This is a genomic window from Nostoc sp. ChiVER01, from assembly GCF_034531155.1.
Taxonomy (GTDB): Bacteria; Cyanobacteriota; Cyanobacteriia; order Cyanobacteriales; family Nostocaceae; genus Nostoc.
Genome location: NZ_JAVRBS010000023.1, coordinates 1 through 17,843, shown reverse-complemented (window position 1 = coordinate 17,843; position 17,843 = coordinate 1). Strand labels below are relative to the sequence as shown.

Sequence of the window (17,843 nt, the reverse complement as noted above, 5' to 3'; positions counted from 1 at the left end):
ATCTATACAAGTTGATTAATCATACTAAAAGATGTCAAGTACAGCGTTACATAGGATAGTTAAAACATGAAAGTCTTAGTCATAGGAGCCGCCGGCAAGACCGGTAGAGCTGTAGTCGAACAGGCTGTGGCCGCTGGTCATCAGGTCACGGCCTTCGTTCACAAAGCTGACGAATACGAAGTCTCGGATGTTCGCGTCATTGAAGGTGACGCCACCGACGGTGACGCAATGGATGCAGCAGTCCTCGGTCAAGACGCTGTTATTGACACGATTGGCGGCAAAACGCCTTACAAGGCAACTACGCTTGAATCGAGTGCCGCCAAGACAATCATTGCTTCCATGCAGCGAAACGGTGTGCGCCGTCTGGTGGTAACTTCAATGATTGGCGAAGGGGATAGTGAGGCGAATGCCACTCTGTATGAGCGTTTACTGATTTCGACCTTTTTGCGTGGCGCAGATAAGGACAAAGCGGCAATGGAGTCTGCTGTCGAGTCGAGCGGTCTGGAGTGGGTGATTCTTCGCCCAGCCCTCCTCAACGACGACCCCGCCAAAGGGAACGTTCGAGTCTTCGATGCCGAAACGGGCGAGAAGGCCCATAAAATTACCCGTGCCGACTTGGCTGCCTTCATGCTTGCCCAGCTTAACGGTAACGAATACCTCCATCAAGCCGTGACGATCGCAAATAGCTAAGAACTCTTCGGCTACACTCTCTTTTTGGGCCAGCAGCGTGTTCGTTACAAATCATTAGTGAGAACAATCATTATGTTTACAACAGAAACCAGTGCAAAGAATGAAGCGGCAATCAAAGCAGTGATGACAACATTTGCCGAGGCGTGGAACGCTAAAGATGCGGAGCACTTGGTGACGTTGTTTGCCGAGGATATCGATTTCGTGGATGTCATGGGTCGTTGGTATAAAGGGCGGATCGAGACGAAACAAGCACACGCGCAGGCGCTGGCGTCGTTCTTAAGCAATAACCAGATGACTATTACTGACACCCAAATTAAATTCCTCACCCCGGATGTGGCAGTCGCACATACCACTTGGGAAACTACTGGACAGAAGAATCCTGATGAAGTACATCGAATAGAAAATATAGGTGTCTGGACAGCCGTAACAACCCGCAAGGAGAACACCTGGCAGATTACCGCTTTCCACAACACAGGGACTGTGCCAATTTCTGAATGAAGCGTGACAGGCGGCTGCGGCCCAGGGCAAACGCACCACACTTAAACAGAATTGTTCGAGACGAAACAATAGCATGAATAATACGAAACTTGAAATTGCCTTCGGGGAATACGACCGGACTCGCATTTTGGCGGATGGCACTGTCAAAATTGATGGAGTCGATGCCACCTTTCATAGCAACCCCATCGTCACCGAAGTTTTTGAAGGCATGATCCGAAAGCATGCCTTTGACGTGTCGGAACTTGGAATGACGTATTTTCTACGCACGATGGATTTTGAAGAACCGCCTTTCATCGCCATTCCTGTATTCCCGAATCGCTGTTTCCGGCACTCGGCGATTTACATCAACAAGGCGAGCGGCATCAAAACACCGAACGATCTTGTGGGCAAAACCATCGGTGAGTTTGCGGTCTACGGTCACGACGCGGGTGTGTGGCCCAAGGGGATATTGTCGGACGACTATGGCGTAACGCCCGACCAGTGCCGTTGGATCGTTGGCACGCTTGACTGGCCCTTGAAGCCGATTGACTTCATTCCGCACCCGCATCCTGCGAACGTTGAAGTTGAACAGGCTCCTGAAGAAACGGATTTAGGAGAAATGCTCAAACAGGGAGAAATTGATGCGCTGATTGCTGCGGATGTACCCAAGTGCGTGCTGGAAAAGTCGCCGAAGGTCGCCCATCTGTTTGAAGACTATGAGGCGATCGAGCGTGCCTATTACCAGCGCACGGGTATTTTTCCAATCATGCACGTGGTCGTCGTTCGCAAGGAACTGGCTTTGGAGCGGCCCGAAGTTGTGAAGGCAGTTTACAAAGGCTTCTGCGATGCCAAAGATGCTGTCCGGGAGCAGTATAAAAAGGGCATGATTTTCAACAACATGGCAACCATGATGCCTTGGTTCAGCAAACTTGTAAACGAGGATCGCACCCTGCTGGGTGACGACTGGTGGCCCTACGGTCTGGAGGCGAACCGCAAGGCTGTTGACACTTTCCTGCGATATCATTTTGAGCAGGGCTTGTCAAAGCGGCGGCTCACTTGCGAGGACATTTTTGTACCCGAGCTTCTCGGGACGTGACGCTGGTGACGATCTCAAGAAAATCAGAAGCATCACTTCACTAACTATTAGCCGATCTCCGGGCGTGGAGCAATCAAAGTTCCACGTTCCCTCGCCTGAAAGTCATACCCAGCAATAAATTGGGTATCATTAAGATTTTATTTACGAATCAGCTCTTAGATTAATATTTTTGTAATAATTTCATCTTCCTGGCCAGTTGCAAAATTAGCAAAGCGCTTTGCCAAAGGTGGTATAAGTACTAGCGGATTACTAAATCCAGAGAAAACATGAACGCCTTCCAATTCTGGGATAGCACCAATTAAGGGAAGTTGATTGCTACTAAATGCCACCAAACAATGATGCCAAGTCCCTGGTAAATGCTCTAATGCTGGTAAAATTTGACCAGCACCTTTTCGCAACCATTTTTCGCTTACATCTGAGTTTACCTGAGCTTGAGGATCTGTGAGAACGCGGCTAATTTGACCGATGCGAAAGCTACCATCTTGAAACTGAATCGCACCCGCATCTAAAATTGGCGGTACTGGCTCATTACCTGGTTGATTCCACAATTCATCAACTTGAGAGGATTGGGCTTCTAGTTGAAATCGTTGCAGATTAGCTGGCATAACTAAGGTGCGTAACTGCACATCAACAGGTGGGGTTTTAATAATTTCTGCGTGGGTAAAATACAGCTTGACGGGAATACCAGCAGATTTTAGTAGTTGGCGGCTGAGTCCACCTGCACAGATGACAACGTTTGCACTGTGGAAAGTTCCAGTAGTTGTTTTTACACCATCTTGCAATATTTGCAATACTTGGGTAATCTGCATTTCACCCCCAGCCCGCTCAAAAGCTTGCATATATGCTTGTGCTGTTTTTTCTGGGTGGATATGACCGTGTTTGACAGTTAAAGCACCAGATATCGCCTCTCTATTTAGCAGTGGTTCCAACTCACAAGCTTCTTGAACACTCAATAAACGGGGTGGAATGGCAAAATGATTATATGATGCAGCCGTTGCTTCTGAGTCGCTATGGGCAGAAATAGTAAGTAATAAATCTAGTTCCCGAAATTGGATATCAGCGTCTAACTCTTGAGATAGGATATGGTAACGCGCGATCGCTTCTTCGCACAATTGCCGAGTGAGTGGTGTAGTACCTGACCAATAAGCAAGTCCACCATAACTATAACGAGTTGCATTTTGTGGTGTAACATCTTGTTCTAGCAAAAGTACAGCAAAACTTTTCTTCGCTAGTTCGTAGGAGAGTGCAGCGCCAGTAATTCCACCACCAACAACAATCCAGTCGTAGGTTTTCATATTTTGCAAATTATAAATAGGTCAACCCTTGCGGGGAATTCAAAATTCAAAATTCAAAATTCAAAATTGAAGACCCCACGGATAAATCCTGGGGCTTGAATTAATGTTGCTTTGCATTTTTTCTTTTCCATAAATAAATTCAGGGGCTTGCATCCTTTTTTTCATTGGTTAAGGTAATTAGTAATTGATAATGACGTTCGCGGACTCGCTAGCGCTACGTTCGCAAAGCGTCTCAAAGAGAGATTACCAAGAAATAAATTATCCAATCTTGTAGAGTGGGCGTCTCGCCCCCCCAAGGCTTGGGGTGGACAAGATGTCCACCCCACAAGAAAAATTGTATGTTTTTTATTTGTCAATCGCTGAAAAAATAATTTGTACTCAGTTATATAGATATTTTAGTAACTAATATTACTAAAATTATGCATAATTTATTTCCGTTAAAACTTGAGAATTATTAATAAAAATTTTCCAACTACTGCTTGAGAAGTATAAAATTATACATCATTATCAAAGTATGATCGAGGCGATGTCTACGACGGGCTACGCCAACGCTAAATCCCGCAAAGAAGACAGCGATCGCCCCTATCTAAACCCCAAAATCGATAAAGACGATCGCCAAATCCCGCAAAGAAGACAGTGATCGCCTTTATATAAACCCCAATATCGGAGTATGAATATCATCATGTCACAATTACCAGAATCTGCCCAGTTCAAGTTAAAACAGTTTTTGTCTGGGGAAAATTTAGATACATCCACCAGCCACCAACCAACTGGACAAACATTACCCCGGCGAGAACCGATTAAACATACATTGATTGGTTCTGCCAAAGCCGTTACCAGCACCATCCACTATTTACAAGTAATTGGTTATGCCAGCGTTGGGGACTGGAGTCCACTAGTACCTACCGAGAACCCAGATTGGGTAATGAGCATTTTAATCCGCCAGATTCTTATCTAATAACCTAAATGTAGAGACGTTGCACTGCAACGTCTCTTTTCTATTCGATTTACGAAACAGTAGGTGCAGGTTCACCGAGAGCAGAAACCACGCTTTTACGCACATTAGGCTTGCGTTGGCGTAGCCGGTCGTAGACATCGCTTTTACGAATACCTCCAGCCATCTGATACTCATAGCTATTCTTACCAAATTTATAAGCAATACCACGCAAAATTTGCTCAGAATAATCTGCTAAATCTTGCTCATTTTCAAGGATCTGGGTTAGCAAGACATCAATAGTAGAGAGGGTAGTATTGTATGCTTCTAGAGATTGTCGCAGGGTTTCGATTTTTCCAGTATAATCTTTGACTGACAATCCTTCTCCGACATCTAGACTTGAATTGATAGATTTAACGCTTGCTAGACGTGTTTCAGCTTTGCCAAGAATACGTGAATTACGTTTTGGTCTTGCCATAATTGTTACTTATTTTTTAAATTTACCATAACTCTATAATGGACAATTGTTTCAAAAGTTGTCATACGTAAAATTATTGGTTTTTATTTAAAAACCTAAAATTTAAGTAATTTCCAGCTACTTCTGATAACGTCAGAGCGGAATTTGATCCAGAGTGCGCGAAATACTCAAACGTGAAGGCGGAATTTGATCCAGGGAAAGCGGAATTTGATCCAGAGTGCGCGAAACACTCAAACGTGAAGGCGGAATTTGATCCAGAGTGCGCGAAACACTCAAACGTGAAAGCGGAATTTGATCCAGGGAAGGCAGAATTTGATCCAGAGTGCGCGAAACAGATGTGACTACGGCTATAACAAATTTTTGTGCGAGATTATACTAGTACGCCACAGCGGAAATAGAGCAACCATTTAAAATTCCTAAAAAGCTGATTCCATAATACTTTTGACTTTTGACTTTTGACTTTTGACTTCCGCTTTGCGGTACTAGTTATTTAAAGTTTATAAATAAGACAAAGTAAGAAAAGTGGGAAAAGTAGGATGTTTTACATAAGCTACTGATAATCATGTTTTTATGTTGTAAACTACATAGATATAAAAAGTAACCAGCAAATACACAGGCAAAGTAGCCATTTCAAATAAATAGCGATCGCTAGCATGATGTATTCAATTTTTTGATAATTCATGTAAGAGAGCCATAGCACATTCAATCACACAGTTTGAAAACAACAAAAAGAGTGAAACCAGATGTTAAAAATATTTTCAACAAAGAAACAAGCACCTACACACACTCAAGAAGATAGTGAATTGTTTACAGAACTAGATGATGCTGATTTATTAGCTATAGTCGGCGGAGCTGATGGTATTGAGAATAACTTTGCTAGTACAGGCTTTATGTTTAGTATTGGTAATTTAGTTGTAAGCGGTAGCTCTAGAGTAAAGCTGTTCAATCAAAATTCAGATGCTTCTGATAATAGCTGAAACTTAGATGGGATATATAGCTACTGACTATTAGGATTAAACGGCGATCGCCAGCATGATGTATTCAACTTTTTGATAATTCATGCAAGAGAATCATAGCATACTCAATTAGACAGTTTAAAAACAACCAAAAAGAGTCAAACAATATGTTAAAAATATTTTCCACAAAAAAACAAGCAACAGAACAAACGTCTACATTCATTCAACAGGATTTGGAATTGTTTGAAGAACTAGATGATGCTGATTTATTAGCTATAGTTGGCGGAGATTCAAGTGCAGATGGTGCTGCTATTGGTAGTCCTGGAGTTCTTTCGGGAAACCTTGTTCAAGTACCTGTTCATGTACCCGTTAACGTTTGTGTTGATAGTGTCAATGTAATTGCTCTACTTAACCCAGCTTTCGGCAATACTTGTAAATAAAGTAACCATTTGCACTCTATTGGCTATTACGATGAAATAGCGATCGCCAGCATGATGTACTCAATTTTTATGAGAAGTTATTTTTGATGCCTTATCAAATAAGAATTATATCTTTTTTGAGAATTCATGCAAGAGAGCGATAGCACACTCAATCAGACAGTTTGAAAACAACAAAAAGAGTCAAACCATTATGTTCAAAATATTTTCAACAAAGAAACAAGCAATAAAACAAGCGCCTAAACTCACTAAAGAGGATAGGGAATTGTTTGAAGAACTAGATGATGCTGATTTATTAACTATAATTGGCGGAGTTGATGCTAATGTTAGTGCAGAACCATGTATAGGTTTATCTGTTAAAGCTAATGTTCAAAGCGTAATTGCTTTAGTAAATGTAGGAGTTCAAGATATTCCTGTTTTAAGTAACCCACAAAATCAACAATGTACAGAGAATTAAACACAAGCAAAAGGAGATAAAGCTCTGTCACATATCCTAAGTAATATACCAAGGTGTTTTGTCGGGGAACGTTATTCAAATACCTGTTCACGTACCCGTTAACGTTTGTGGTAATACTATAACTGTGATTGGTCTACTTAAGACAGAGGGGAATACTTGTGTAAATGCTTAACCATTTGCACTCTATTGACTATTACGATTAAATAGCGATCGCTAGCATGATGTATTCAATTTTTTGATAATTCATGCAAGAGAATCATAGCACACTCAATTACACAGTTTGAAAATAACCAAAAAGAGTCAAACCATCATGTTAAAAATATTTTCAACAAAGAAACAAGCAACAAAACAAACGCCTACACTCATTCAACAGGATTTGGAGTTGTTTGAAGAACTAGATGATGCTGATTTATTAGCTATAGTTGGCGGAGTTGATGCTAATGTTAGTGCAAATCTTTCGGGTAATGTTGTTCAAGTACCCGTTCATATACCCGTTAACGTTTGTGGTAATACTGTAAATGTGATTGGTTTACTTAACCCAGCTTTCGGGAATACTTGTGTAAATGCGTAACCATTTGCACTCTGTTTACTATTACGATTAAATAGCGATCGCCAGCATTATGTATTCACTTTCTGTTATAAGTTCTTTAGTGGTTGGCAGTGTATTTCTGGTGACTGGTGTTGTCAAAGCACTCGCACCTACAAGATTTATTATTCACATCAGTCATTTGCAGTTATTTCCGCCAAAAGTGAATATAGGTGCAGCGATCGCTTTTACAATTCTAGAGTGCATCCTTGGAATAGCCCTGATTTTGCGTCTGTTTCCCCAGTGGCTATTTCTCGGTACAATTGTTTTATTATTACTCCTATCGAGTTTAACTTATTGGAGTACTTCGACCAAACGCACAGATGATTGTGGTTGCTATAACGGTCTAATTGACATCAGTCCTAAACAAAGTTTACTCCTCAATGCTCTCTACATTACTTTGATGGGGTTGGCTTGGTTTTATCCGGTTGCCGATATTTTAACTGTTTCACAACAAGTAACAGCATTATTAATTTCTTTAACAACAAGTTGTCTATTAACTGCTGTTTCATATATATATTTCTGGAAGCAGAAAAAACCTATCCTAAATTTAGAGCCGCTTCAGGTTAATCGTCGTTGGCAACCTCAATGGCTAAAGGAATATCCCAAAAGCTTAACAACCGGAGAAAAACTGGTTGTGTTTTTAATGCCTGGTTGTCCAACGTGCAAAAACTGGTTGAAAGTGCTAAAAGTGGTTCACCAAAGAACTGATTTACCTGATGTAGTGGCAGGAGTTCCCCAAACATCAGAACAAGTTCAAGAATTTGTTCAATCTAATAATATTAACTTTCCGGTAGTGGCAATGAATCCTACTGTCGTGGCACGCTTAACCAATGCTTTTCCAACTGCTGTATTGTTAGAGGACGGTATAATTCGAGAGAAATGGTTAGGAGTGATGCCGCTAGACTTTGTTAAACGCGTTAAACCAAACTTATCTGTTCCTAGCGGCTCATTTTAACTTGTCCTAAGATAAGCGATATGGTAACGTGCGTAGGCGATTACGTTAACGTGAGTTTGACAGCTTTTGAGCAAAACCTACGCAGTATTGATTCGACTTGTGTGTACACCGTAGCCGTGTCGGAGATGGGTTGGGGAGAGGTTCATCGAACTCACGTTACGTTAGCGAGTCCGCGTACTCTGTAAGAGTTGCAAGCTAAGCTTTTAGCGTCTTGTAGAGAGCGTCATTACGAATTACCATAAGTTGCTTGTAAACGTTGTAAAAGATATTCTCCCGCAAGGATAGGCGGATAAATAGGCGATTGTTCTTTCTGGCAACTTTCTAGACAAGCTATTTCTGTCTCATCATTAGGATGACAGAAAAAAGCTATAGAATAACGCGACTGGTTTACCTTGTTATCGCTGGGAATCATCACTCGATGCTTGGTTGAGCAAAATATATCATTTGTCCACCGTTGCATTAAATCGCCAGTATTAACTACCACAGTATCAGGAATCGCAGGTGCAGCAATCCATTCTTTAGATGCTGTTTGTACTTCCAACCCGCCAACGTCATCTTGGAAAAGTAAAGTAATACTGCCATAATCGGAATGCTCACCAGCACGCACCTGTCCGGGTTTGGGTGGTGTCTGCAATGGGGGATAGTGGAGCGATCGCAAGGTATGATTTTGTTGATTGTGTCTTGTGATAAAAAAATCTTCTGGCAATTCCAACGCCAAAGCATAAGCTTGTAACACTGTGTTAGCAAGTTCTGTGCAACTATCATAAAAGCCAAGAATAGAAGCATCTATCTCCATAGCCGCTTGTTTGTTTACATTAAATGCCTCTTTCAAGTCGCCTGGTTTGTTGGGGTCAAGACGTTCTCTCTCAAGACCAACATATCCTGTATTATTAAACTCATTACTCCAAGCTTGCTTTTGCTTAACTTCTAAGGATAAATTAAAAAAATATTTACTGTAACTGAATACTTGCTTTATTAATTCTTTTGATATTCCTGAATTATGCAAGTACATGAAGCCAATTTCATGGCAAGCTTGATAGATTTGTTTGATGATATTTTGCCGAGTTGTTATGTTGCCATTGCTAAAGGCAGTTAAATCTATTATTGGAATTGTAACCATTTATTATATATAAATATAAATAGAAAGTTTGTGTTTTTGTTTTGTTAACAGTAGTATACCTAATACTTAAGTACGAAATTTTATAATGACTCTTGCTCCTTGGCGAAGCGCGATCGCTCATGCACTCCATCGCAACCGCAGCCTTGTTTATGCCCGTTACCTGCAACTAGCAACCGTGCAGCCGAACGGTCGTCCTGCTAATCGTACCCTAGTCTTTCGTGGCTTTCTAGAAGATACAAACCAGCTAAAATTTATTACCGATACTCGTAGCGCTAAAGCCGACCAAATACAGCAACAACCTTGGGCAGAAGTTTGCTGGTACTTCCCCAATACACGCGAACAATTCCGCATCACTGGCTGTTTGACCCTGGTAAGCGGTGATGATTCTCATCAGGATTTAAAGCTAGCCCGCATTTCCATTTGGCAAGAATTGAGTGATGCTGCACGTTTACAGTTTGCTTGGCCGCATCCTGGTAAACCCAGAGTTGAAAACCCAGAAGCTTTTGCACCACCAGCACCCGACCCCGTGCAGCCATTGCCTAATTTTTGCCTACTGCTACTCGACCCACTCCAGATAGACCACTTAGAATTACGCGGCGAACCGCAAAATAGAAAGTTTTATCGCCGCGATGAAAATCAGGAATGGTTTTGTGAAGAAATTAATCCTTAATTTTTTGAAAGGGGAGTAGGGAGTAGGGAGTAGGGAGTAGGGAGTAGGAGAGGCAGGGGAAGCAGGGGAAGCAGGGGGAGAAATAAGCATGAAAGTGGAACAGCAGTGAAGTGGGGAGTGGGGAGTAGGAGAGGCAGGGGAAGCAGGGGAAGAAATAAGCAATGCCCCATTTCTTATTCCCCATTCCCCATTCCCTAAATGCCAGCACCATCTAGAAATTGCTGGATAGTCTTATCTTTGAGGTTACACCAGCGAGTATCGTGGGTTAGCTCATCCTCTTTGGTGGCTAAACAACCCACTAAAACAGGAGTATTTTCTGAAGAATTGCTGCGCTGAAGAGTTTGTATTTGTTCTTCCAACGCCTCAATTCTGTCAACTAAAGCACGAATTACTTGGGCTTCTGAATCTGGTAAGTTATTGTGTTCAAGAGGTGCAACCCGAACTCCAGAACGATACATAATGCGCCCAGGCACACCTACCACAGTACAGTCTGAAGGGACATCCCTTAGAACAACAGACCCAGCGCCAATACGGACATTATTACCAATTTGAATATTGCCCAGCACCTTAGCTCCAGCCCCAACTACGACATTTTCACCTACAGTTGGATGGCGTTTACCACATTCTTTACCAGTACCCCCAAGGGTGACACCTTGATAAATTAGGGCATAGTCTCCCACGATCGCAGTTTCACCAATTACTACACCCATCCCGTGGTCAATAAACACACTTTTTCCAATTGTTGCACCAGGGTGGATTTCAATTCCAGTCAAAAACCGAGCCAGGTGAGAAATCAAGCGAGGAAAAAAGGGAAGACCAACAGTGTACAACCAGTGAGCCAGCCTATGGAATAGCAGGGCTTGCAAACCAGGGTAACAAAATAAAACTTCCAACCAGTTACGAGCAGCTGGGTCACGTTCAAATATGATACGAAAGTCAGCACGCAGTATAGATAGCACGAGATAGCACCCTCGGAAAGCACAACAAGCTACTCTCCCATATTATCCTCTCAGACGTTACACCTCAAAATTGGGAATGGGGAATGGGGCATTGGGCATTGCTTATTTCTCCCCCTGCCTCCCCTGCCTCCCCTGCCTCCCCTGCTCCCTCATCCCTACTCCTCACTTCACTACTGCTCTACTTTCAGGGTGTAATCGCGCTTGGCTCCAGGATTAAATGTACCCACCCAAATCCGATACGTGCCTCTTTTCCAGTTGCGATCGCTAACGCTAGCATCTTTACTTTTACCAGTGTCATCGCCGCACCGAATTGTAGTCTGGTCTGGCCCTTTAATCAATAAAGTGGTGTCATTGCCACTGCTATCGACTTGTATTGTCATCTGGGGAAAGTCTTTTTCCAAAACCATAATATGATCTGGATTAGGATCAGCAAAACCAATACATGGTTTTTGATCGCGATCGCGGTTACTTATGGCAGACAATGAGTAAGAACCACCTGTAAACCCCTGCACTGTTTCTGGTGCTGGATTAGAATTTGTTGACAGGGTAAAAGTACCAAAATTTGCTGTCTCTGCTATTACAGGCGTAGCTGTGATGGCGGAAATTATAGCCAACAACCAGCCGCCGCTAAAGTTAAGTCGGGGGCGACAGTATTTCATAGTAGCCCTCCAACAGGCTCTTAAATTAGTAATGATATATACATATTCTAATGAAAAAATTACAGGGAAATTTCAGTTGGTTGTGCCACATTAAAATGTGCCACAATTGAGTGTTTTTCAAGCAGACAGCTAATTGCTAGGCTGTTTCTTCATATAAACGAGCATAGATTATCAAAAAACGGTTTCCCTAAAACTTCCACTAGTTTGAGAATCGGTACTTGACGTTCTAACAAATTCTGGCTTTTTGTCTAGTTAAGATATATACAGTATTGATTTTGTAACGGAATCTCACCAATACTACCTTTTAAATTGGGATATTTATAAAATACAAATAATAAATAGTACATAAAATCTCCGTAAATATCATGGGATAAGAAAATGCAGAAGGTTAAAAATTATCTGACCTTCTGCACTTTAAACTTTTATGAAAATCTCATGAGTTATTGAGTTGGAAGAAAACGCCACCTTTGAGCGCTCCTGTGTCAGTTCCATAACTGCTAACTGTGAGCGATCGCAGATTATCAAAAAACGGTTTCCCTAAAACTTCTACTAGTTTAAGAATCGGTACTTGACGCTCTAACAAATTCTGGCTCTTTGTCCAGTCAAGATATATATAGCCTTGATTTGGTAATGGAATCGCAGCAATACTATCTTTGAAATTGGGATTGTCAATTAAAGAATTATCCTTAGTTGTGAGAATTTCATCCATCGTTTCTAGATCAGAGGTGAAAATTTCGTAATTTCCTAAAGTTGTATGCAATCCTCGCACTTTTGTTTCAATACTGAAGGATGTTCCCTCTTTAACATCACTTTTTTTTGTAGCTGTAGTTAACTCTGTCCAAGCAGAGATTTTTTGCTTGGACAGAGTTAAGAGATTAATACTGAGTCCATTGGATGAAGCGATCGCATCTAATCGAGCAACACCTTTATCCACACTCTCGGATTTTTCCACAGCAAAAATCCAATGAGGGATTGTTTGCTCTTTCCCAGGTAACAATGCTATGGCATATTCTCCTTGTACCCAGCTAAAAATATCTTCTGGTAAGTTTATACCCCAGCGTTTTTGAACATCCGCCAAAGGTTTTGCGAACCGAGAAACCATATCTTCCTCAGAACCATATATAGTAGCTGTTGCTTGTCTCCAGAGTTTGGCTAAATCACTGTTACCCAAATTACTTAAATTTGAGCCAGAAATTGCCAAACCTGCCGACGCTGGAACATATTGCAATGCTCCCACAGGTTTAGATAGTGGTGAAGATGGGGAAACAATTTCTGATGAAGTTAAAAAGCTGGTTTCTGCAAGCAAACCTTTGGGATTTAACGCCAAGGAAATAATTTCGCTGTTATATGTTTGTTCTGGAAATTCTAAACCTTGCCATTTTGCCACGATGGGAAGATTCAAGAAAGCTACAGCTAAACCCCCTTTAGAAAATTGTTTTGTTGCTTTTTGGTATTCGGGGGAGCTAGTCAAATTCAGATCGGGCGCTTGGACATTATTAATGGCATCTCGCAACACTTTCGGATCGTTGGCAAACAACACAAAGCCTTCACCAACAACAGCACCTGCAAGCAAGTCCTGCTCTGGTTGAGAATTGTCAGAAATCAGCTTTACACCTTTGTATTGTTCAACAGCTAAGTTTGCCCCACCTAACGCCCGTTTGGAAAACAACAATTCGACAAACTCGCGGCTTTTCTGTGGTTGCTTGGTTGCTAGTGCCAGCAAATACCCTGGCTGCTGTCCGTTTTCTCGATCGCGATCAATATCTAAGGTGGTGACAGCTAGGGTAATTTCATCCCCTAACCAGGGTTGAACGTCTTCTTTGTAATCTATGCCACTCTTGGCGAATAAACTGGTTTTGAGTTTAGATAGTTCTCCTTCACCCTCTAATGCCTGCAAACGGTCAGGATTCACCAGTAATGAAACCATTGCTGGGGAAAGTTTCGACACAAAGATGGCTGCATTAGGCCCAGAGGTAGAAGCAGTGAGGTTAGCCGGATTTTTGGCGGAAAACCAGTAAAAGCCAGCGATCGCAATTACTAGCAGTGCGATCGCACCAGCTACGATAAAACCAATAAATGAACGTTGCCTATTCACATTAAACCTTTAAAAAGACGGTTTACAGCCATTTAAGCAGAAAGCCTACCAGAATCTATCAGCCTTCTTGAGAATGGATACTCATGCAAAGGCAGAGATTTTCTGTCACCATAAATAGGATTACGACTATTTATAGGGAATTCTTTTAGTCAACCCATGAACCAGATTAGTGTACAAGAACTGGCACAACGTCTTTCTTCTGGTGATACAAGTATTCAGCTAGTAGATGTACGCGAACCACAAGAATTAGAAATTGCTAGCATTGAGGGCTTTGTCAACCTACCCTTAAGTCAATTTCCCGAATGGGGAGATCAAGTCCCTACCCTCTTCAATCCTCAAGCTGAAACCCTTGTACTATGCCACCACGGTATCCGCTCTGCTCAGATGTGCCAGTGGTTAATTGCTCAAGGTTTTACAAATGTGCAAAATATATCGGGTGGTATTGATGCTTATTCCCTTTTAGTAGACCATTCAATTCCCCAGTATTAGCTTATGTCTAGGTGCATTACTTAGATGGAAGAATAAATAACTTCCATCTAGCTTTTGCTATGCTAAAAATAGCAGTAAATAAACTTAGGGGCTTGCCAGGAAAGCTTATAACTTTCTCTACTGGCTAAATATTTACGAAACATTTCGACCCCAATTTTAGCTGCGATCGCCGCAAAAATACGTATACAATAATACTTTTCTAAGTGTAGAATTATGCAAAAATAAGCCAGAAAAGGATGTTGTAAATTCAAACTCTCAGCTTTTGCTACAAAGATCCATTAAAAGAATGGTGTACATGAACCTTAAGATTAACAATCGCAATATAATTGTATAATTTGTTATCTTAATAAATTATTAATATTCTTTTTTTTCAATCAAACCAAAAAATTTTTCGATTAAAATTTGCCTCTAGCAAAACATACCCTATGGAAGTCCAGTTAACAAATCGACAACAGCATATACTTTGGGCAACGGTACGTCATTACATTGCTACAGCAGAGCCTGTTGGTTCAAAAGCTTTGGTCGAGGAGTACAACCTGGGTGTAAGTTCAGCCACAATTCGCAATGTGATGGGCGTTTTAGAAAAATCCGGGTTACTCTACCAACCACACGCCTCTGCTGGACGTGTACCTTCAGATTCAGGTTATCGCATTTATGTTGACCAGCTAATTACACCGTCAGAAAGTTTAGGACGAGAAGTAGAGGTAGCATTACAAAAGCGCCTCCAGTGGGAAGAGTGGAGTTTAGAAACCCTACTGCAAGGAGCCGCACAAATTTTAGCCACCTTAAGTGGTTGCATTAGCTTGATTACTATGCCGCAAACTACAACAGCATTATTGCGACATCTGCAATTAGTGCAAATTGAAGCAGGGCGGATCATGTTAATTGTAGTTACTGATAATTATGAGACACATTCCAAGTTGATGGATTTGCCACCAATATCAGAAGAAACACAACGAGATTCAGAGGTAATTGATCGCGAGTTACAAATTGTTTCTAACTTTTTGAATACCCACCTGCGAGGCCGAAGTCTGTTGGAATTAGCCAACCTCAACTGGAGCGAACTAGATCAGGAATTCCAACGCTATGGGGAATTTTTGAAAAATTCAGTTGCGGAATTGACTCGTCGCACTCATGCGCCGACTGCAACCCAAATTATGGTTCGGGGTGTGTCAGAAGTTTTGCGCCAGCCAGAATTTTCCCAGTTACAGCAGGTACAAACAATTATCCATCTGCTGGAAGAAGAACAAGATCAACTATGGCGATTAATATTTGAGGAACCAGAGCTTGAGGATGTGGCTAAGTCAAAGGTAACGGTTCGCATCGGTGCAGAAAATCTTCTAGAACCGATACGCACCTGCACCTTGATTTCTTCTACCTATCGCCGAGGTTCAATACCAGTCGGAAGTGTGGGAGTTTTAGGCCCAACGCGTCTAGATTATGAAAGTGCGATCGCAGTAGTAGCATCTGCTGCTGATTACCTCTCAGAAGCTTTCAGCTATTTCAATCCCTAATAGAGACAACCTGCCACGGGTTTAGACAAAAGAACAATACCATAGCAGGTAGATCAGCCGAATTTATAGTGGCAAAATCAATAATTAATACCTTTTAACTCTTTCATGGTTAGAAAAATTGCCTTTGGCCTGCTGTGGTTGGGATTCACTACCTATGCTTTTTTCCTCGCTCCTCCTGAGCAACCTGGTACATTCGAGTTAATTAAAAATCTTTCTACTGGCCAGTGGCAAGGCATTAACCCATTAGTCATAGTACTATTCAACCTCATGGGCATCTGGCCTATGATCTACAGCGCAGTAGTATTTATTGATGGTAGAGGACAAAAAATATCTGCTTGGCCATTTGCTACTGCCTCTTTTGGAGTCGGGGCATTTGCCTTATTACCTTATTTAGCCTTTAGAGAACCAAATAATAAGTTTGTTGGTAAAAAGAATACCTTGCTGAAGCTGCTAGATTCTCGTGTGACTGGGGTTGTCTTGACGATAGCCACGGTTCTTCTTGTTATTTATGGTTTAACAGGAGGAGATTGGAGTAATTTTGTGCAACAGTGGCAAACTAACCGCTTCATTAATGTGATGAGTTTAGATTTCTGTCTACTTTGCCTATTATTTCCAGCTTTGCTAGGGAATGATATGGCGCGTCGTGGTTGGAAAAATCCACAAATGTTCTGGTTAATAGCGTTGATACCGCTATTCGGGCCATTGATTTATTTGTGTGTGCGTCCACCTCTACCAGAAGTTGGTGTAGAAGCAATACCGAGTCAGCAGCCAGCTGCAAATTAAAGCAATTTTTAATTCGTAATTTCAAAACAGTTTCAGTTAGGGGTCTAAATCCTCAACTGAAACAAAAATCACGTATAGATTTACCACTATTTTTAAGCAAACTCAAGGCAGCGTTCTACAAAAAGGGGGATTTAGAGGCAAAAAATACCAATTATAAATTAGTAATTATGTTAAATGCACACCATCTAAAGATGATGAATAGAAAAGTTGCATTGTGGTTACTATGGGTTGGATTTATTGCTTATATTTTACTGTTAGCCCCGCCCCTGCATTTACAGGAAACCCTAACTCTGTTGAAAAATATATTTACTCTTCAGTGGCTTGCGATAAATCCAATTATCCTTTCCTTGTTTTCTCTAGTGGGCATCTGGCTATTAATTTACAGTGGTTTGTTGTTCATTGATGGCAGAATGCAACGGATTTCTTTTTGGCCTTTTGCCTTGGCATCAGTAGCATCAGGAGTGCTTGGTTTATTACCATATTTGGCTTTGCGTGAACCAAATCAAGAATTTTCTGGACAAAAGGATGCTTTTTTACGGCTGCTAGATTCTCGTTTTTTTGGGATTGTTTTGAGTTTAAGCACTGCTGGCTTACTCGCCTATGCCTTTGTCTTAAGTGACTGGGGAGATTTTGTGCAGCAGTTTGAAGGCGATCGCTTTATTAATGGCATGAGTTTGGCATTTTGCCTTTTTTGTCTTCTATTCCCCACAATCCTTGGCGATGATATCACTCGTCGCCACTGGAATAATCCCCAGGTGTTTTGGACAGCAGCCTTAGTCCCGCTATTAGGCCCGCTTGTTTATCTTTACTTGCGCCCGCCCCTACCATCAACTATTCGTGAAGAATCGTTAATACCTAATCGGTAATAGATTTCTTTTATTGATCGCCAGGGTTTAATGCCAAGAGGAAGTATGGGAGTTTTGGGGACAAAGCACCTATATGAGAAAACTGCTTAGGGTAGCCGTCGTAGATATTGCTCTTATCGCTACTGTTGATTACTCGGAACCTCCCTTTTTTCAGTAAGTTGGTTTTCCACTTTGGATGCGTAAATCCCAAGAGAAAATTTTTTTCTCAAAGTACTTTACAAAACGCAATAAATTAATTAAGATATGTAACAGGTAGTCAAAACTACCTAATTCATAAACAACTAACCGCACTTATAAAACCATGACAGCAACCTTACAACAGCG

The 17,843-nt window shown here is 41.5% G+C and carries 21 protein-coding genes and 1 pseudogene; 16 read left to right on the top strand and 6 right to left on the bottom strand.

All coding sequences use genetic code 11. The annotated features are described in order from the left end of the window. Positions 1-66: 66 nt before the first annotated feature. The 3 genes from RMY00_RS25515 (at position 67) to RMY00_RS25505 (ending at position 2,263) form a co-directional block, all read left to right on the top strand. Positions 67-690 carry an NAD(P)-dependent oxidoreductase gene (locus RMY00_RS25515; RefSeq protein WP_322650223.1) on the top strand — a complete coding sequence of 208 codons (624 nt, stop codon included), beginning with the start codon at positions 67-69 and terminating at the stop codon, positions 688-690. 72 nt (positions 691-762) lie between these two features. Continuing rightward, positions 763-1,188, top strand: a complete 426-nt coding sequence (locus RMY00_RS25510) for an SgcJ/EcaC family oxidoreductase (protein WP_322650222.1) — start codon at positions 763-765, stop codon at positions 1,186-1,188. A 73-nt stretch (positions 1,189-1,261) separates the two neighbouring features. After that, positions 1,262-2,263, top strand: coding sequence for a hypothetical protein (locus RMY00_RS25505; RefSeq protein ID WP_322650221.1), 1,002 nt, complete (start codon positions 1,262-1,264; stop codon positions 2,261-2,263). A 155-nt stretch (positions 2,264-2,418) separates the two neighbouring features. Here the strand turns inward: RMY00_RS25505 and RMY00_RS25500 are convergent, their stop codons facing one another. Next, positions 2,419-3,558 (bottom strand): FAD-binding oxidoreductase, encoded by a 1,140-nt coding sequence (locus RMY00_RS25500; RefSeq protein WP_322650220.1) that lies wholly within the window; start codon positions 3,556-3,558, stop codon positions 2,419-2,421. A 670-nt stretch (positions 3,559-4,228) separates the two neighbouring features. On the opposite strand from RMY00_RS25500, the gene RMY00_RS25495 reads away from it, so the two are divergent. Then, positions 4,229-4,516: a hypothetical protein gene (locus RMY00_RS25495; protein ID WP_322650219.1), complete on the top strand. Its 288-nt coding sequence runs from the start codon at positions 4,229-4,231 to the stop codon at positions 4,514-4,516. A gap of 49 nt (positions 4,517-4,565) precedes the next feature. Here the strand turns inward: RMY00_RS25495 and RMY00_RS25490 are convergent, their stop codons facing one another. Next, positions 4,566-4,970 (bottom strand): hypothetical protein, encoded by a 405-nt coding sequence (locus RMY00_RS25490; protein WP_322650218.1) that lies wholly within the window; start codon positions 4,968-4,970, stop codon positions 4,566-4,568. Positions 4,971-5,713: 743 nt separating this feature from the next. Here RMY00_RS25490 and RMY00_RS25485 point away from each other — a divergent pair. The 7 genes and pseudogenes from RMY00_RS25485 to RMY00_RS25455 all read left to right on the top strand — a co-directional run bounded on the left by RMY00_RS25485 (position 5,714) and on the right by RMY00_RS25455 (position 8,549). Next, positions 5,714-5,947, top strand: a complete 234-nt coding sequence (locus RMY00_RS25485) for a hypothetical protein (RefSeq protein ID WP_322650217.1) — start codon at positions 5,714-5,716, stop codon at positions 5,945-5,947. 146 nt (positions 5,948-6,093) lie between these two features. Then, entirely contained in the window at positions 6,094-6,366 is a 273-nt protein-coding gene (locus RMY00_RS25480) for a chaplin (protein WP_322650216.1), read from the top strand. 190 nt (positions 6,367-6,556) lie between these two features. Further along, positions 6,557-6,820, top strand: coding sequence for a hypothetical protein (locus tag RMY00_RS25475; protein ID WP_322650215.1), 264 nt, complete (start codon positions 6,557-6,559; stop codon positions 6,818-6,820). A gap of 52 nt (positions 6,821-6,872) precedes the next feature. Continuing rightward, positions 6,873-6,992, top strand: a pseudogene (locus tag RMY00_RS25470) (chaplin); the annotation flags it as partial. A gap of 138 nt (positions 6,993-7,130) precedes the next feature. Beyond that, positions 7,131-7,391: a chaplin gene (locus tag RMY00_RS25465; protein WP_322650214.1), complete on the top strand. Its 261-nt coding sequence runs from the start codon at positions 7,131-7,133 to the stop codon at positions 7,389-7,391. Between the two features lie 49 nt (positions 7,392-7,440). Continuing rightward, entirely contained in the window at positions 7,441-8,364 is a 924-nt protein-coding gene (locus RMY00_RS25460) for a peroxiredoxin family protein (protein WP_322650213.1), read from the top strand. A gap of 20 nt (positions 8,365-8,384) precedes the next feature. Beyond that, positions 8,385-8,549, top strand: coding sequence for a hypothetical protein (locus RMY00_RS25455; protein WP_322650212.1), 165 nt, complete (start codon positions 8,385-8,387; stop codon positions 8,547-8,549). 41 nt (positions 8,550-8,590) lie between these two features. Here RMY00_RS25455 and RMY00_RS25450 read toward each other — a convergent pair whose 3' ends face one another. Beyond that, positions 8,591-9,484, bottom strand: a complete 894-nt coding sequence (locus RMY00_RS25450; RefSeq protein WP_322650211.1) for an isopenicillin N synthase family dioxygenase — start codon at positions 9,482-9,484, stop codon at positions 8,591-8,593. An 85-nt stretch (positions 9,485-9,569) separates the two neighbouring features. Between RMY00_RS25450 and RMY00_RS25445 the strand changes: the two genes are divergently transcribed. Continuing rightward, entirely contained in the window at positions 9,570-10,154 is a 585-nt protein-coding gene (locus RMY00_RS25445; protein ID WP_322650210.1) for an Npun_F5749 family FMN-dependent PPOX-type flavoprotein, read from the top strand. A gap of 194 nt (positions 10,155-10,348) precedes the next feature. Here the strand turns inward: RMY00_RS25445 and cysE are convergent, their stop codons facing one another. The 3 genes from cysE to RMY00_RS25430 all read right to left on the bottom strand — a co-directional run bounded on the left by cysE (position 10,349) and on the right by RMY00_RS25430 (position 13,867). After that, positions 10,349-11,113, bottom strand: coding sequence for a serine O-acetyltransferase (gene cysE, locus RMY00_RS25440; protein WP_322650209.1), 765 nt, complete (start codon positions 11,111-11,113; stop codon positions 10,349-10,351). 170 nt (positions 11,114-11,283) lie between these two features. Further along, the gene (locus RMY00_RS25435; protein ID WP_322650208.1) at positions 11,284-11,772 is read right to left on the bottom strand and encodes a hypothetical protein; all 489 of its coding nucleotides are present in this window, start codon (positions 11,770-11,772) and stop codon (positions 11,284-11,286) included. Positions 11,773-12,205: 433 nt separating this feature from the next. Continuing rightward, positions 12,206-13,867: a DUF3352 domain-containing protein gene (locus tag RMY00_RS25430; protein ID WP_322650207.1), complete on the bottom strand. Its 1,662-nt coding sequence runs from the start codon at positions 13,865-13,867 to the stop codon at positions 12,206-12,208. 156 nt (positions 13,868-14,023) lie between these two features. On the opposite strand from RMY00_RS25430, the gene RMY00_RS25425 reads away from it, so the two are divergent. The 4 genes from RMY00_RS25425 to RMY00_RS25410 all read left to right on the top strand — a co-directional run bounded on the left by RMY00_RS25425 (position 14,024) and on the right by RMY00_RS25410 (position 17,519). Beyond that, complete coding sequence (locus RMY00_RS25425; protein ID WP_322650206.1) at positions 14,024-14,356, top strand: rhodanese-like domain-containing protein; 333 nt, start codon at positions 14,024-14,026, stop codon at positions 14,354-14,356. Between the two features lie 425 nt (positions 14,357-14,781). After that, positions 14,782-15,870, top strand: coding sequence for a heat-inducible transcriptional repressor HrcA (hrcA, locus tag RMY00_RS25420; protein ID WP_322650205.1), 1,089 nt, complete (start codon positions 14,782-14,784; stop codon positions 15,868-15,870). A 105-nt stretch (positions 15,871-15,975) separates the two neighbouring features. Next, on the top strand, positions 15,976-16,653 hold the full coding sequence (locus tag RMY00_RS25415) for a DUF2834 domain-containing protein (protein WP_322650204.1): 678 nt from the start codon (positions 15,976-15,978) through the stop codon (positions 16,651-16,653). A 194-nt stretch (positions 16,654-16,847) separates the two neighbouring features. Beyond that, a complete protein-coding gene (locus tag RMY00_RS25410) occupies positions 16,848-17,519 on the top strand; it encodes a hypothetical protein (RefSeq protein ID WP_322650311.1) in 672 nt (223 codons plus the stop codon). Positions 17,520-17,843 lie beyond the last annotated feature (324 nt).

Coding starts and splice junctions, on each gene's coding strand:
- RMY00_RS25465 (WP_322650214.1), top strand. CDS start 7,131: ATGTTAAAAATATTTTCAACAAAGAAACAAGCAACAAAACAAACGCCT.
- hrcA (WP_322650205.1), top strand. CDS start 14,782: ATGGAAGTCCAGTTAACAAATCGACAACAGCATATACTTTGGGCAACG.
- RMY00_RS25515 (WP_322650223.1), top strand. CDS start 67: ATGAAAGTCTTAGTCATAGGAGCCGCCGGCAAGACCGGTAGAGCTGTA.
- RMY00_RS25490 (WP_322650218.1), bottom strand. CDS start 4,970: ATGGCAAGACCAAAACGTAATTCACGTATTCTTGGCAAAGCTGAAACA.
- RMY00_RS25485 (WP_322650217.1), top strand. CDS start 5,714: ATGTTAAAAATATTTTCAACAAAGAAACAAGCACCTACACACACTCAA.
- RMY00_RS25445 (WP_322650210.1), top strand. CDS start 9,570: ATGACTCTTGCTCCTTGGCGAAGCGCGATCGCTCATGCACTCCATCGC.
- RMY00_RS25495 (WP_322650219.1), top strand. CDS start 4,229: ATGAATATCATCATGTCACAATTACCAGAATCTGCCCAGTTCAAGTTA.
- RMY00_RS25455 (WP_322650212.1), top strand. CDS start 8,385: ATGGTAACGTGCGTAGGCGATTACGTTAACGTGAGTTTGACAGCTTTT.
- RMY00_RS25425 (WP_322650206.1), top strand. CDS start 14,024: ATGAACCAGATTAGTGTACAAGAACTGGCACAACGTCTTTCTTCTGGT.
- RMY00_RS25435 (WP_322650208.1), bottom strand. CDS start 11,772: ATGAAATACTGTCGCCCCCGACTTAACTTTAGCGGCGGCTGGTTGTTG.
- RMY00_RS25460 (WP_322650213.1), top strand. CDS start 7,441: ATGTATTCACTTTCTGTTATAAGTTCTTTAGTGGTTGGCAGTGTATTT.
- RMY00_RS25505 (WP_322650221.1), top strand. CDS start 1,262: ATGAATAATACGAAACTTGAAATTGCCTTCGGGGAATACGACCGGACT.
- RMY00_RS25475 (WP_322650215.1), top strand. CDS start 6,557: ATGTTCAAAATATTTTCAACAAAGAAACAAGCAATAAAACAAGCGCCT.
- RMY00_RS25510 (WP_322650222.1), top strand. CDS start 763: ATGTTTACAACAGAAACCAGTGCAAAGAATGAAGCGGCAATCAAAGCA.
- RMY00_RS25450 (WP_322650211.1), bottom strand. CDS start 9,484: ATGGTTACAATTCCAATAATAGATTTAACTGCCTTTAGCAATGGCAAC.
- RMY00_RS25415 (WP_322650204.1), top strand. CDS start 15,976: ATGGTTAGAAAAATTGCCTTTGGCCTGCTGTGGTTGGGATTCACTACC.
- RMY00_RS25480 (WP_322650216.1), top strand. CDS start 6,094: ATGTTAAAAATATTTTCCACAAAAAAACAAGCAACAGAACAAACGTCT.
- RMY00_RS25500 (WP_322650220.1), bottom strand. CDS start 3,558: ATGAAAACCTACGACTGGATTGTTGTTGGTGGTGGAATTACTGGCGCT.
- RMY00_RS25410 (WP_322650311.1), top strand. CDS start 16,848: ATGAATAGAAAAGTTGCATTGTGGTTACTATGGGTTGGATTTATTGCT.